This window comes from Shewanella sp. SM21 (assembly GCF_025654335.1).
GTDB lineage: Bacteria > Pseudomonadota > Gammaproteobacteria > Enterobacterales > Shewanellaceae > Shewanella > Shewanella oncorhynchi.
In genome coordinates, this window is sequence record NZ_JAKKRL010000001.1 from 285,755 (window position 1) to 298,930 (window position 13,176).

The 13,176-nt window shown below is 44.6% G+C and carries 10 protein-coding genes and 1 other RNA gene; 4 read left to right on the forward strand and 7 right to left on the reverse strand.

Annotated elements, in window-relative coordinates; all coding sequences use genetic code 11:
- Window positions 1-127 precede the first annotated feature (127 nt).
- From L5L94_RS01110 to L5L94_RS01120, 3 genes are all read right to left on the reverse strand, one after another.
- On the reverse strand, window positions 128-1,861 hold the full coding sequence (locus L5L94_RS01110) for a GGDEF domain-containing protein (RefSeq protein WP_263160924.1): 1,734 nt from the start codon (window positions 1,859-1,861) through the stop codon (window positions 128-130).
- A 63-nt stretch (window positions 1,862-1,924) separates the two neighbouring features.
- Window positions 1,925-2,137 (reverse strand): hypothetical protein, encoded by a 213-nt coding sequence (locus L5L94_RS01115; RefSeq protein ID WP_105249796.1) that lies wholly within the window; start codon window positions 2,135-2,137, stop codon window positions 1,925-1,927.
- Window positions 2,138-2,195: 58 nt separating this feature from the next.
- A complete protein-coding gene (locus L5L94_RS01120) occupies window positions 2,196-2,987 on the reverse strand; it encodes an SAM-dependent methyltransferase (RefSeq protein WP_198572105.1) in 792 nt (263 codons plus the stop codon).
- Between the two features lie 429 nt (window positions 2,988-3,416).
- Between L5L94_RS01120 and L5L94_RS01125 the strand changes: the two genes are divergently transcribed.
- Window positions 3,417-3,908 carry an outer membrane protein assembly factor BamE gene (locus L5L94_RS01125; RefSeq protein WP_028760727.1) on the forward strand — a complete coding sequence of 164 codons (492 nt, stop codon included), beginning with the start codon at window positions 3,417-3,419 and terminating at the stop codon, window positions 3,906-3,908.
- A gap of 89 nt (window positions 3,909-3,997) precedes the next feature.
- Here L5L94_RS01125 and L5L94_RS01130 read toward each other — a convergent pair whose 3' ends face one another.
- Together L5L94_RS01130 and L5L94_RS01135 are read right to left on the reverse strand one after the other, a co-directional pair.
- Window positions 3,998-4,330 carry an RnfH family protein gene (locus tag L5L94_RS01130; RefSeq protein WP_106651167.1) on the reverse strand — a complete coding sequence of 111 codons (333 nt, stop codon included), beginning with the start codon at window positions 4,328-4,330 and terminating at the stop codon, window positions 3,998-4,000.
- The gene (locus L5L94_RS01135) at window positions 4,320-4,757 is read right to left on the reverse strand and encodes a type II toxin-antitoxin system RatA family toxin (RefSeq protein WP_028760728.1); all 438 of its coding nucleotides are present in this window, start codon (window positions 4,755-4,757) and stop codon (window positions 4,320-4,322) included. Before L5L94_RS01135 ends, L5L94_RS01130 begins: the two co-directional genes overlap by 11 nt.
- Before the next feature lie 278 nt (window positions 4,758-5,035).
- On the opposite strand from L5L94_RS01135, the gene smpB reads away from it, so the two are divergent.
- Both smpB and ssrA read left to right on the forward strand, forming a co-directional pair.
- Window positions 5,036-5,527, forward strand: a complete 492-nt coding sequence (smpB, locus tag L5L94_RS01140) for an SsrA-binding protein SmpB (RefSeq protein ID WP_006080832.1) — start codon at window positions 5,036-5,038, stop codon at window positions 5,525-5,527.
- 71 nt (window positions 5,528-5,598) lie between these two features.
- Window positions 5,599-5,954: a transfer-messenger RNA gene (gene ssrA, locus L5L94_RS01145) on the forward strand.
- 171 nt (window positions 5,955-6,125) lie between these two features.
- Here the strand turns inward: ssrA and L5L94_RS01150 are convergent.
- Complete coding sequence (locus L5L94_RS01150; protein WP_263160779.1) at window positions 6,126-7,364, reverse strand: DEAD/DEAH box helicase; 1,239 nt, start codon at window positions 7,362-7,364, stop codon at window positions 6,126-6,128.
- A gap of 99 nt (window positions 7,365-7,463) precedes the next feature.
- Window positions 7,464-10,172 carry a putative bifunctional diguanylate cyclase/phosphodiesterase gene (locus tag L5L94_RS01155; RefSeq protein ID WP_263160780.1) on the reverse strand — a complete coding sequence of 903 codons (2,709 nt, stop codon included), beginning with the start codon at window positions 10,170-10,172 and terminating at the stop codon, window positions 7,464-7,466.
- Between the two features lie 519 nt (window positions 10,173-10,691).
- Between L5L94_RS01155 and L5L94_RS01160 the strand changes: the two genes are divergently transcribed.
- Window positions 10,692-13,109 carry a Lon protease family protein gene (locus tag L5L94_RS01160; protein ID WP_131523009.1) on the forward strand — a complete coding sequence of 806 codons (2,418 nt, stop codon included), beginning with the start codon at window positions 10,692-10,694 and terminating at the stop codon, window positions 13,107-13,109.
- Window positions 13,110-13,176: the final 67 nt, after the last annotated feature.

Genomic DNA, 13,176 nt, shown 5'->3' on the forward strand with positions numbered 1-13,176 from the left:
CACCTTAGACTGTTATTGCATTTTAGTGAGTGGCTGCAAAATAAAAAACGAGCAATAAACTAAGGAAGGATAAAACCAGTAAGGGCTTGCCAACTCTGGATGAGACTAAATGCTCACTCGACTTGCATTACACAGAGGGCGATGCGATATGACGCCGTAAATCAGTTGCCTGCTTGTCACATTTTAATATGTCAGAATAGCGTACTACGGTGTTGCGGCCATTGGCCTTAGCGGCATAGAGCGCCATGTCGGCTCGGTGAAATAATGGATCCAAACTCAGATCATCAGCCATTAAACCGCTCACGCCAAAACTCGCCGTTATGACGAACTTATGCCCTGAATGTTGGGTATCAATGGCCTCGATACGAGCTCGACATTGCTCCGCCACTTCCATGCCTTTCTCTTCATCGGCATAGGGTAATAAAATTGCAAACTCCTCACCGCCGATACGAGCAAAAACATCACCATTTCGGATATGGGATTTAAGGGAGTCAACCACCTTTTTAAGCGCCCAATCGCCAGTTCCATGACCAAAAGAATCGTTGATGCGTTTGAAGAAATCTAAATCGAATAAAATGACACAGAAATCCCCGCTACGCGCCGTGGCTTGCACAAAAAGGTTTTCTCCCAACTCTTGCCCTGCACCACGATTCAATATGCCTGTTAAGGCATCCATTCTCGCCATACGCATAAACTTACGTTTCTGCATCTGACCTACGGCTAACAAAATCCCAAGGAAGAACAGCCCACCGACTAGAATAGTGATAAACATCAGCATATTGGTGTATTCCCGCTCTTTTACCATTTGCTGAGCGATGTAAAGTTCACGCTCTTTATTGAGTAAATTGATTTCACGCGACTGTTCATCAGCATTAAACTTAGCCGCCTGATAAGCGAGGGTTTTCATTCTAGATTGGTCAAAAATCAATTGATTATAATATTGTTCTTTTCTTGTGTATTCATAGGCTTGCTCAAATTGTTTATCCGCCGCCATCAGTTCGGCAAATACCTTATATGCAATATGCTTATATTCGATGTAGCTATTATCATCGGGGAATGAAAGCACTTTAACGGCGTGACTTTTCGCTTGAACCTGCTCACCCATGGCAAAGTAATTCTCGGCAAGTAGTGCATGCACATGGCTAATTTCTAACTGAAATTGAAAAGCTTCATACCCTTTTAAGGCTAATAGCAGAATCACTCTCGCGCCTAAAAAGTCGCCCCGATCCTGCAAAACCATAGCTTTGCCTTTCATCGACATAGTCGCCAGAAGGGGGAATTGCTTCGCATCACAGTATTGACGGCTATCTTCGAAGGCATCGAAGGCGTCGGGATTTTTCACGCCGAGTAAATAAATAGCGCGCAGCAATTTGGCATGGCAAATATCGCGGACATCGGTTTCCTTTGCGAGTTGTAACACCTTATTGGCATAAAGGCCCATATCGCTATAAGCGTCCATTTCGGAATAAATATTGGCAATTCTTAGATATGAGTGCCGTTTAATCGTGACATCATCAATATTCACCACTAAGGCTAATGCTTGAGCAACTGCAGCCAAGGCTTTGTCATAGTCACGTATCCCTATATATACCGTGGCTTTGTAACTATAAACTGACGCCAATAAATCAGTATTTGGCACTAAGGTTTCGGCTTGGTGTAGATCATCTAACGCTTTAGTATATTCACCGATGAAAAAATAACCTATCGCTCTATCTATCCTCAGTCGTCCTTGTTGTATTGTAGTTAAACGACTGAATTCTTTCTCATATTCGGCAAGCTTTTTCTGCGCAGCACTAAGATCAGATTGCAGTAATACATCAAGCTCATTGAGTGCCTGATCAAAATCGAGAGAGTTAGCCATCAAAGCTGTCGAACACAAGGCGAAGATGGCTAATAGGGCACAACGTAACCGTTTCAAGATTAGTTAATTATTACCATGATTGACTAAAACAAATGTTTGATAATTTTGGTCGCCACTCAAAACTTTTAGTTTTGTCATATCCCCTGTCATTACAGCGCTAATTTCTTCATCAGTTAACCCATGGGCGCGCATTACGGCCTCCGGGTCCTGTTGATACGCTTCCATCAGTTGTGCATCTTGACCTAACTGGGTAAAAAAATCCGATAATGCAGACATACCTTTCCTTATTTATATGATGACTCCCGAATTCAGCTCAGAAGTACAGCACTCACAATTAGCCTAAATCTTCAGGTCTAATGCCTAATTTAGTTAAAATAGCATAGTTGTATTCGAGTTTTTTTGCTGGCGGGATCAGTAAAGTACTGATCGGAGACAAGTTTGCCTCGGGCAGCTTACTCAACGGCAAATACTCAATTCTAGGGGCTTGAACTGGCAGATTAGCAGCTTCGTAGATCACCACTTGATGATCTCGCGGATACCATTGATTCAGTTGTTCAACCAAAATCTGCAGCCTGTCACTCGTAGTATGGAACTGAGTTAAGGTATGTTCACCAGCAATCGCAATTTGCCATAACAATAAATGGGTTGTCGGATCGGGCACATGATTAAAAAACATAAACTGGCTAGCTTCAAAACTTTGATGCCCAGAGCTGCCGGGGTCAATACCCAGATCAGCCCATAAACACGCCTCAGCCGAAATCCCCGGCTCCATCTTCGCTGAAAACCCTTCTGCCCTCGCCCGCGTAATCGCCATATGGGAAACACAGGCAAAGACTCCAGGATGACCATAGAGCGCACAAACGGTTTTTTTGCCAGCCCTTACGGCCTCCAATATAGAATTAACCATTTGTTCGTAGGTTTCTCGGCGATTTTTAACTTCACCATTTTGTGCATAAAACGGCTGTAAATTGATGACATTGGGATTAATTTTCTGGATCCAACGCTGCGAAAAACCATCGGGCAAGAGTGAAAACACGACATCAGCGTGCTCAATATAACTACGACTCATCACACTGATCTGTCCGGCCAGTTGTAAACCCGTACCTACGCAAACTAAAGAACCCAATGCATCTATCCCACTATTTTATTTCGAACACTGCAAACTTACGGCAAAAAACCACAGTACAAGAACACAATAAAAACATATCGGTAACTTTAATCTGATTTTAACGAGATTACTATGCTTATCGCCACACATACTGTCTATCGACTTGCTAACTAATTGCTTGGCTTTAAAGAAGAAATCGCTCACATTTACTCTTTTTCCCAATCCAGCCAACAGTAAACCTGTACGGCTCTGACGCCGAAAATCATACTCATAGCCCCATATGACTTCAGCGAATAAATATCCTTAAAGATTGAGAACTAAAGCCAACATACTGGGTCGAAAAGTCACACAATTCGATCTATGACGGCAGCAAAGCCCGATTGCCCTTGTCATGAGGGGGAATGCTTGGGTATTATGGCCGCCAGATTTTCAGAAGTAGCGCATACAATGATCAATAAAAAGCAAAGTCTTACCCTACTGGGCGCTGTGGCGCTCTCTGTTTCACTCAGTGCCTGTAGCGTGTTCGATTGGTTGATTTATAAGCCCGATATTCCACAGGGCAACTACATGGAACCGCAACAAGTTGAAAAGTTGCGCATTGACATGACCAAAGAACAAGCCGAATACATTCTCGGCCGTCCGGTATTACGAGATAGTTTTGCTGACGATACTTGGTACTATGTGTATCACTACAAGAGTGGGCGTGATGCCAGCATTACGCATAAAGAACTCATACTGCACTTTACGGGCGATAAACTTACCTCAGTGAAAGGCGATTATGAACTGAGCAAAGAATTTAGTACGCCGCTAGAACAAAGCAGCTTGCCAACAGGTAATAAAACTGAGCTAGTGCCACAAATTCCAGCACAGCGCGCCGATGAAAAGCCATTAGTGAAAGAAAATCAAGCTGAAGCGCAAGTTCAAAAACCAATTAAGTAATATCCTAAACTTTGCTTATGCTCTTCTCAGTCAATCAAATACAAAAAAGCGCCCAAGGGCGCTTTTTTATTGAGCTATGATGTCAGTATTTAAGCCCGTCCGCCCGTCACTTTATTCGCGCGGCCTTCATCTTTAGCTTTATCTGCTCGGCGACGACGCACATCCTTAGGATCAGCAATCAAAGGACGATAAATCTCAACCCTTTGCCCCGGTAAAATCACTTGGTCATGCTTAACCACATTACTAAACACACCGAGCTTAACCGTCTCTAAATCGATCTCAGGAAAAAAACTCACTATGTTACTTAAACGCACCACCTCAATCGCTGACGTGCCAGGATTCACATTCACCGAAATCACTTTTTGCTGTGTAGGCAAGGCATAAACCACATCAACTACAAACTTATCTGTCTCATTTGTCACTGTAAATCACCTTAGCGCGACTCGTAAATGCCGTCACCATTGATACCATAAGATCATTAAACACTTTACCAAAGGCCATATCGGCTAACGAGCTTGAAAACTCAAAACTCAGCTCGAATTCTACCTTGCAGGCCTCTTCAGTCAGCTCAGTAAAACGCCACTGCCCCAATAAATGCTTAAAGGGCCCATTTTCCAATGTTAAATCAATACTCTTACCAGGAACCACTTGGTTGCGAGTCGTAAATGTCTTACGGATCCCCGCTTTACTCACATCAACAGATGCCAGCATAGTCTTGCCATCAAATTCTAAGACTTTACCACCCACACAACCGGGTAAAAACTCCTTATACGACTCGACATCATTCACTAAGTCATACATTTGCATCGCACTAAAACGGACTAACACACTTCGAGAAATTTGCGGCATAGGACTTAGTACTCTTCACTAACGTATTCACAGCGACCTAAGCAAACTCAAACGCACGAAAATAACGCACGTGCAATAAACAACTTAGGCCAGCAATCAAAATTTGCACGGATTTTATCACGATACGTAAAAAACGCACCCCTTGTGCACTTAGGCTGATACTTAACACCCTAATCACGTTCAAAAAACCAGCAACAACACGATAGAGGCTTGAAATTAACTAAATAAACCCTTATATCAATACCAAATTGATTCACCGTGCGTATAATGGCGCCACTATGGTAAAGAAAAATTCAAGCAAAGCCGCGCCTGCGACTATCGCACGTAATAAGCGCGCAACCTTCGAATACCGTTTCGAAGAGAAAATGGAAGCTGGCCTATCCCTCATGGGATGGGAAGTGAAATCTATCCGTATGGGTAAGGTCAACTTGTCCGACTGTTACGTATTTCTGAAAAATGGCGAAGCCTTTATGCATGGCTGCACCATTATTCCCTTGAATACGGCATCGACACACGTTGTCTGCGATCCCCTACGTTTGAAAAAACTGCTACTCAGCCGTAAAGAGCTAGATAAACTAGCGGGCTTAGTTGAGCGCCAAGGCTACTCTATTATTCCTATCTCAATGTACTGGCGTAAAGGTGCATGGGTAAAAGTGGAAATTGGCCTAGGTAAAGGTAAGAAAGATCACGATAAGCGCGAAGATACTAAAGCGCGTGAATGGGAAGTTGAAAAAGCACGCGTGATGAAAAAAGAAAAAACGCACGGATAATGAACAAACGATTGAACTTGAAGCAAATGATGCTAGGTGATCATAGTGCTACGGGTTACAATCAAATTCTTGGGGGCGATTCTGGATTCGACAGGATTCACGAAACCCTGGGAGCATGCCGAGGGGCGGTTGGCCTCGTAAAAAGCCGCACAGTTATAGTTGCAAACGACGATAACTACGCTCTAGCAGCTTAGGCTAGCTAGCCATCTGACACAGGTCTCTCAAATGGGCGGTGTATACAGATGGTCATCTTACATTTGATAGCGAGGGAACTCCGTCCGGGGGTGAACCGCGAAATAGTACCGGACTCGCCCGATGAAATCCTGTCTTTCGGAGTTTATTCGGGTTAATTAAAAGAGAGACTAAGCATGTAGTGCCTTGGATGTAGGTGTTCTGGACGCGGGTTCAAGTCCCGCCGCCTCCACCAATTTTACCAGAAGGGCTTAACCGCAAGGTTAAGCCCTTTTTGTTTGGGTGTTCAAATGATTGCTAACGATTCAAATGCGGCGGCGGGAACTGAACTGGCATCAATAAATGAATCATGTCACTTGATCTAATCTCTATTAGATTCAGCCATTCAGACGCCGCACCTAAAAACCTACCTTTTCCCCTTTCCACCCAAAGCCCGTTTCTTCGCTCTTTGCTTCTGAGCCGCTTTGCCGTTACGTCTAGGTTCGGTATCCATCTTATTAAAGTCGGGTTCAAAGCCAGGTAACCATTGTTGTGGTAGACGCTTGTCGAGCACAACTTCAACTTCTTCCAATAATAGGGCGTCCTCTTGACTAAAGAGGGTGATGGCAAGCCCTGCACTACCCGCTCGACCTGTGCGACCAATACGATGAATATAATCTTCAGCGATAAAAGGCAGCTCAAAGTTGATCACATATTTAAGCTCGACGATATCTAGGCCTCTGGCGGCGACATCCGTTGCCACTAGCACTTGGATTTTGCCTTGTTTAAATTCCTGCAAAACTTTCTCGCGCGCGCCTTGAGACAAGTCACCGTGAAACGCCTGAGTGATAATATCAGCTTTATTGAGTTGCTGAACCAGTTTATCGACGCCTTGCTTAGTGCGGCTAAAAATCAACACTTGATGCCAGTTTTTACTGCGTACCAGATGGCTGACGAGTTCGGTTTTACGGTCGGCGTCGACGGCATAAACCACTTGTTCAATTTCGGCAGCGGTCGTGTTGCGCTTGGCAACTTCAATCAACTTGGGATCGCGCAGTAAGGTTTTACTTAAGCTGAAGATAGCGGCATCTAAAGTGGCAGAAAATAACAGGGTTTGTCTGTCACTCGGTACTTGCTTGAGCACGGCTTGAATTTCATCCATAAACCCCATGTCGAGCATGCGGTCGGCTTCATCAAAAACAAGCACACTCAATTGCTTAAGATTTAATGCACCTTGCCTAAGGTGGTCAAGTAAGCGACCCGGTGTTGCGATTAACACATCAATCCCTGCATTAAACACAGCGACCTGCGCATCGATACTCACGCCGCCGTAGGCGATACCGATACGAATATCAGTCCCTTTAGCGTACTTAACAAAACTCTGCTGTACCTGCACCGCCAGTTCACGTGTCGGCACTAAGACTAATCCACGTACGGGTCTCACAGCCGTTAACTCTTGCGAAGGGCTGAGTGTCATCAAATGATGCAAGATAGGCAAGGCGAACGCAGCGGTTTTGCCTGTACCCGTTTGGGCGCCAGCCATCACATCCCGTTTAGCTAAGATGGCAGGGATCGCTTCTAACTGGATAGGCGTTGGCGATTCATAGCCAAGAGCCGCTAAGGTATTCACTAACGTGGAGTTTAAGGATAAGGCACTAAAAGACATTGCGGTTAACCACTGAAAATAATGGCTAGAATTTTAGCAGACACAAACCCAAGCGACTAGAGGCATAGCGCTAGTCCTATTGTTATATGCAAACTTGTTTTACGATAAAAATGCGTCGAGATCTGCAGCTAGTTGCGGACGACTAAAAAGGTAACCTTGGGCTTGATCGCACTGGTTTTGTTGTAGGAAATCAGCTTGCTCTTTAGTTTCAACCCCTTCGGCGATAATTTCCAGCTTCAACGCATGTCCAAGCGCAATCACAGCCTTAGCGATAGCGGTATTGTTGGTATCGAAGGGAATGTCTCGCACAAAAGACTGATCAATTTTCAATTTATGAATAGGCAGTTTTTTCAAATAGTTGAGCGATGAATAGCCAGTGCCAAAATCATCAACCGATAATTCGATACCTAGATCGCCAAGTCGCTTTAAGTCACGGATAGCAAGATCAGGATTCTGCATCATCACACTTTCGGTCACTTCAAGCTCTAAATGCTTTGCGGGCAAACCCGTTTCAGCTAAGACACGTTTCACATCATCCACAAAGGAACTGCGCTGTAACTGTTGTCCTGCCACGTTCACCGCAATGCGGCCAAAATGTTTGCCTTCACCAAGCCAACGCATGCCTTGACGACAGGCGGTTTCTAACACCCATAAGCCAATTTCATGGATAAGACCAATTTTTTCCGCCACGGGTATAAATACCGCAGGCGAAATCAACCCCAGTTGAGGATCGTGCCAACGCAGTAATGCTTCAAATCCAACGGTTTGTCGAGTCACTAAATCGAGTTTTGGCTGGTACATTAAGTACAAAGCATTTTGCTCAATCGCGCCATAGAGGGCACTTTGCAGCTTAAGATGCTCAAAAGATTGTTGAGTTAAGGACTCTGTATAAAAAGCATAATTATTGCGGCCATCATTTTTGGCACGATACATGGCCGCATCGGCGTTACGCAGTAAAGTGTCCGCATCGGTTCCATCATTTGGATACAAAGAAACGCCCATACTCGCCGTTAAACGTAAATGGTCGCCCGTGCTCACAATAAAAGGTTGCTCAAACACTTGGCGCAATTGATTTATGGCAACTGCGGCATCTGCACTATTGTCGATCCCTGAGATCAATGCCACAAACTCATCGCCACCAATCCGTGATAACACATCCTGATCGCCTACTTGGCTGCGTAAACGCTTGGCGAGCTCAACTAACATTTCATCGCCTATACTGTGGCCAAAACTGTCGTTGATATGCTTGAACAGATCGACATCAATCATCACAGTCGCTAATTGCAAATTCAGCCGCTTCGCATGCCGTACTTCTTGCTTAAGCTGCATCATGAACTTCATGCGATTGGGCAAATGCGTTAGCGGGTCAAAATACGCTAAGTGCGTGAGTTGCGCTTCATTCTCTTTCTGGGCTGAAATATCGGCAAATACAGCGACAAAATAACGCACATCTCCAACGTCATCATAAATAGTGCTTATGGTGATATTTTGCGGAAAAATCGTGCCATTTTTACGCCGATTCCAAATTTCGCCATTCCATTTACCTTGAGTAAGCAAGGCATTCCAGAGTTTATCGAAAAAATCTTTATCATGCCGACCCGAACTAAAAATCCGAGGATTCTGGCCGAGTAACTCTTCCCTCACATAACCTGTGATCTCAAAAAATGCACCGTTAACGTCGGTAATATTGCCATGCCGGTCGGTCACAACCACACCTTCAACCGAGTTTTTAAACACATTGGTCGCCAGTGTCAGTTGTTCTTCAACTGCTTTATGCTTGGAAATGTTGCGAGTCATACCGATAACGCCCACTAGCTCACCCTGGGCATTGAGTGTTGGGAGTTTTAGCGTTTCTAGCCAAAGATGATTTTTAGCTTCACTGCCATCTAAACACTCAGCAACAATGATAGGCGTACCAGACTCGATAGCGAGCCTATCACCCTCTAGAAAAATCTCTGCAATATCAGCACCAAAGAGTTCAACATCGGATTTACCAACAATCTCACTGCGGGGCATTTCCCACGCATTCTCAACACTACGATTGCAAAGAGTGTAAATGCCTGCGGCATTTTTCATCCAAATATGTTCGTCAAAACTATCGATAAAAGTTTGTAAATCGACCGTATCGACACGACTCGGTGAACCTCGGCTTAATGCTTCAGCCGCATTATGTTGGCTCAATATCTCGCCTAACTGGTGTTGAATGCTATCGCTGATAAGCTTAGCGAGTTGTAGCGTTTTTGAATCTACGCCGTGAGCCTTGTTATGATAGAAGCATAAAAAGCCAAAATTAGCCCCAGATGGCCAAGCGAGAGACAAACAAATCACGCTGCCGATTGCGCTACAAGTGTGCCAATCTGAGTGCTGCCGAGTATCCATAATTAACAGAGGCTCACGTACCTGCTCAGTTAGCTGTGATACAGATAATGCAGCCGTGATTTGATGACTGCCTAATCGGGGCAATGCTGAAATTGGCTCACTCAGGCTGGACAACTTAGCATTGTTTAGAGGGGGAATAGTAGATTTATCAATAATATCAAAGGGATTGGAAACGATTTCTGATGGTGTGAGCATTGAGGGCATCACAACGGACTGGCTTATCACAGGCTGGGGGTTGCCACTTAGGTGGCTAAGTATTGCCTGTATTTCACTTTCAGCCGCAGAGTCTGAACTTAACATGCAGCTAAGTTCACCCGCAGCATTCCATGCTAATAACATTGCTTTACTGCTTGATATCTCAGCGACTAAATTTAAGTCACTCAACCAGTTATCCAGCTGTTGCTGCGTAATAGGTACATCTATCATCATCTTGCCAACTCAGATCTCGTTACTGCTCAATCGGCCTACGGCGAGAATACCGTAAGACCTTAAACACATGCCCAATATTGCTACAGAGGGAAAACGCTAACCAAGCAGTAAAATCTCATAAAATTTTACGTTTAACATCAAATCAATACATCTCAATTGGCACTATGGTTGGATCTAAAACTTACTCCATCATATCCACCTTTTAGGGTGGTAGAGGTCAAACCATCAAAATTCACACTAACTTACTCACACTCAGCAGACTGCTTGCACGGGTAAATCCAACTAACATTGCATTTGCTACTTTAGCACAAAATTTTAGTGTCAGTATCGTGATAAGTTTATTGAGTAACAATTAGTTAGACTTAATCAATTAAGTCTTCCCCCGATAATTCAGCACTTTCTTAGCGAGAGAAAACCATCCCTAAAGACATATATCAGCAATAACAGGGTTTTGATTGACAAAAATGCTATCTTATTGTCTACAATGGAAATAATAAGGCTGAAAAACCAAGGATATTTATGCCCACTGACGTCGTATCAAGCCAAGCTACCCTGCTCAACAGTAAACAATTATATCGCATTTGCGAACTCGACCAATTAAGCACAGATTGCCAATCGACAGCAGAACTCACACCTCTCAATGATATTGTCGGCCAAGAACGCGCCCAGCAAGCGGTAGAGTTTGCAATGGGAATTAAAGAAAAGGGTTACAACATCTACGCCATAGGTCAGAACGGCCTCGGCAAACGGACCATGATGCTGCGTTACCTAAGCCGTCACGAGCCAAACGACCATACCCTGTACGATTGGTGCTATGTGGTTAATTTCGATGATACCCGTTGCCCTAAAGTGCTGAAACTGAGCGCAGGGACGGGGCTTGAATTTAAAAAAGCCGTCGAAAAGTTGATGCTTAAACTTGTCAAAGCTATGCCTTTAGCCTTTGATAATGAAATGTATTATGCCCGGACTGAAAAGCTCAAAAGCCAATTATCACAGAAACAAGAAGTCGCACTCACTGAATTAACCGAAGAAGCAAAACAAAAAGGCATCAGCCTCAGTTTAACCATGCAGGGTGACTATCAAATGGTAGCGCTCAATGGTGAAGAACCCCATGACGAAGCTTCATTCGAAGCATTGACAGAGACTGAACGTAGTCAATTTGAAAGTAATATCAATGGCCTAGAAGTTAAACTGCGCGGTATTATTCGCCAAATCACTGAATGGGAAGAAGAATTCAGCGACAAGCAGCAAGAGCATGACGAACAAGTCGCCAAAGAAGTGTTAATTCATTTTATTAAGCCACTCAAAGATAAGTTCAAGCACCAGCCCGAAGCGCGGACTTTCTTAACCGGTATGCAGGCGGATATCTTAGACAATTTAGATATCTTTTTAGAAGAAAGTGAAGAACAACTGGGCCTAGCCTACGCTTCCCTTGAAAAGAAAATGCCCCGCCGCTACCAAGTTAACGTTTTGGTCGCTCAAGGGACTCAAAAATTCCCTATTGTCGTAGAAGAAAGCCCAAGTTATCACAGCCTATTTGGTTATGTGGAAAACGCTACCTTCAGGGGGACAGTGTTCACCGACTTCTCACTTATCCGCTCCGGCAGTCTGCACAAAGCTAACGGCGGCGTGTTATTGATGGATGCGGTAAAAGTGTTAGAACGCCCTTACGTGTGGGACGGGTTAAAACGCGCCCTGCGTTCACGCAAACTCGATTTAAGTTCGCTCGAGCGTGAAGTGTCACTGTCGGGCACGATTTCATTGGCGCCTGAGCCTATCCCCTTAGATGTGAAAATTATTCTGTTTGGCGATCACGAAACTTATCAGCTGTTACAGCACTATGATCCTGACTTCAGTGAGTTATTCCGCGTTACCGCCGATTTTGAAGATGTGATGGACAGAACCTCAACTTCTGAGGCGCACTATGCCCGCTTTATTTCGAGCATAGTTCACGACAACAACATGCTACATTGCGACCGTGCGGCTATAGCACGCATCATCGAATACAGCTCGCGGGAGGCCGAAGATCAACAAAAACTGTCGCTACACTCAGCCAATATTGCCAACCTACTGCGGGAATCAAACTACTGCGCTAAATCGGCAGGCAGTCAGCAAATTTTAGTGCCGCACGTTGAGCAAGCACTGCGAAATCAAGAGCAAAGAGTCTCGCGTCTGCACGACAACATTATGCAAAGCTTTACCAACGGCACGACCTTGATTAGCACTCAGGGCAAAGTGGTTGGGCAAATCAATGCCTTATCCGTCATCTCGACCTCAGATCATCAGTTTGGTATGCCCAATCGCATCACAGCAACCACTGCGTTTGGTAAGGGTGAAGTGATGGATATCGAGCACAGAGTCAAACTTGGAGGCCGGATCCATTCTAAGGGCGTGTTGATCTTAACCGCTTATTTAGCCTCAGTTTTAGGTAAGACGGCGCAAATCCCGCTCACCACTTACCTCACCTTTGAGCAATCATACAGCGGAGTGGACGGTGACAGCGCATCCATGGCCGAATGCTGCGCCATTATCTCGGCTATTAGCGAGCAAGCAATTAGGCAAGATATTGCCATCACAGGTTCGATGAACCAATTTGGTGAGGCTCAGCCGATTGGCGGCGTGAATGAAAAAATTGAAGGCTTCTTCGATGTCTGCAAAATAAAAGGCCGTACGCCAGAGCAAGGGGTGATTATTCCTGCCTCGAACATGGCCAACCTTATGCTGCGCAAAGATATTGTCGATGCAGTGGCACAGGGGGAATTCCATATTTGGGCTATTACCCATGTGACTCAAGCCATGGAATTACTACTCGGTAAAACCGCAGGAAGTTTGCCGCAAACGGCCGCACCTAGCCAAGGGCAATATTCTCCCGAGAGTATTTTCGGCATAGCTCAGCAAAAGCTCACCGCACTCAGATCCTTAGTTAAAACGGATTAAATAAAAGGCACGAGATAAAATAAACAAAAAGGGTTAGCCAATGCTAACCCTTTCTTTATAAAGCTAT

Excerpts from the sequence above, each read along its gene's own strand:
- L5L94_RS01110 (WP_263160924.1), bottom strand. The coding sequence starts at position 1,861 with ATGGCTAACTCTCTCGATTTTGATCAGGCACTCAATGAGCTTGATGTA.
- L5L94_RS01115 (WP_105249796.1), bottom strand. The coding sequence starts at position 2,137 with ATGTCTGCATTATCGGATTTTTTTACCCAGTTAGGTCAAGATGCACAA.
- L5L94_RS01150 (WP_263160779.1), bottom strand. The coding sequence starts at position 7,364 with ATGTCTTTTAGTGCCTTATCCTTAAACTCCACGTTAGTGAATACCTTA.
- L5L94_RS01160 (WP_131523009.1), top strand. The coding sequence starts at position 10,692 with ATGCCCACTGACGTCGTATCAAGCCAAGCTACCCTGCTCAACAGTAAA.
- L5L94_RS01155 (WP_263160780.1), bottom strand. The coding sequence starts at position 10,172 with ATGATGATAGATGTACCTATTACGCAGCAACAGCTGGATAACTGGTTG.
- L5L94_RS01135 (WP_028760728.1), bottom strand. The coding sequence starts at position 4,757 with ATGCCGCAAATTTCTCGAAGTGTGTTAGTCCGTTTTAGTGCGATGCAA.
- smpB (WP_006080832.1), top strand. The coding sequence starts at position 5,036 with ATGGTAAAGAAAAATTCAAGCAAAGCCGCGCCTGCGACTATCGCACGT.
- L5L94_RS01125 (WP_028760727.1), top strand. The coding sequence starts at position 3,417 with ATGATCAATAAAAAGCAAAGTCTTACCCTACTGGGCGCTGTGGCGCTC.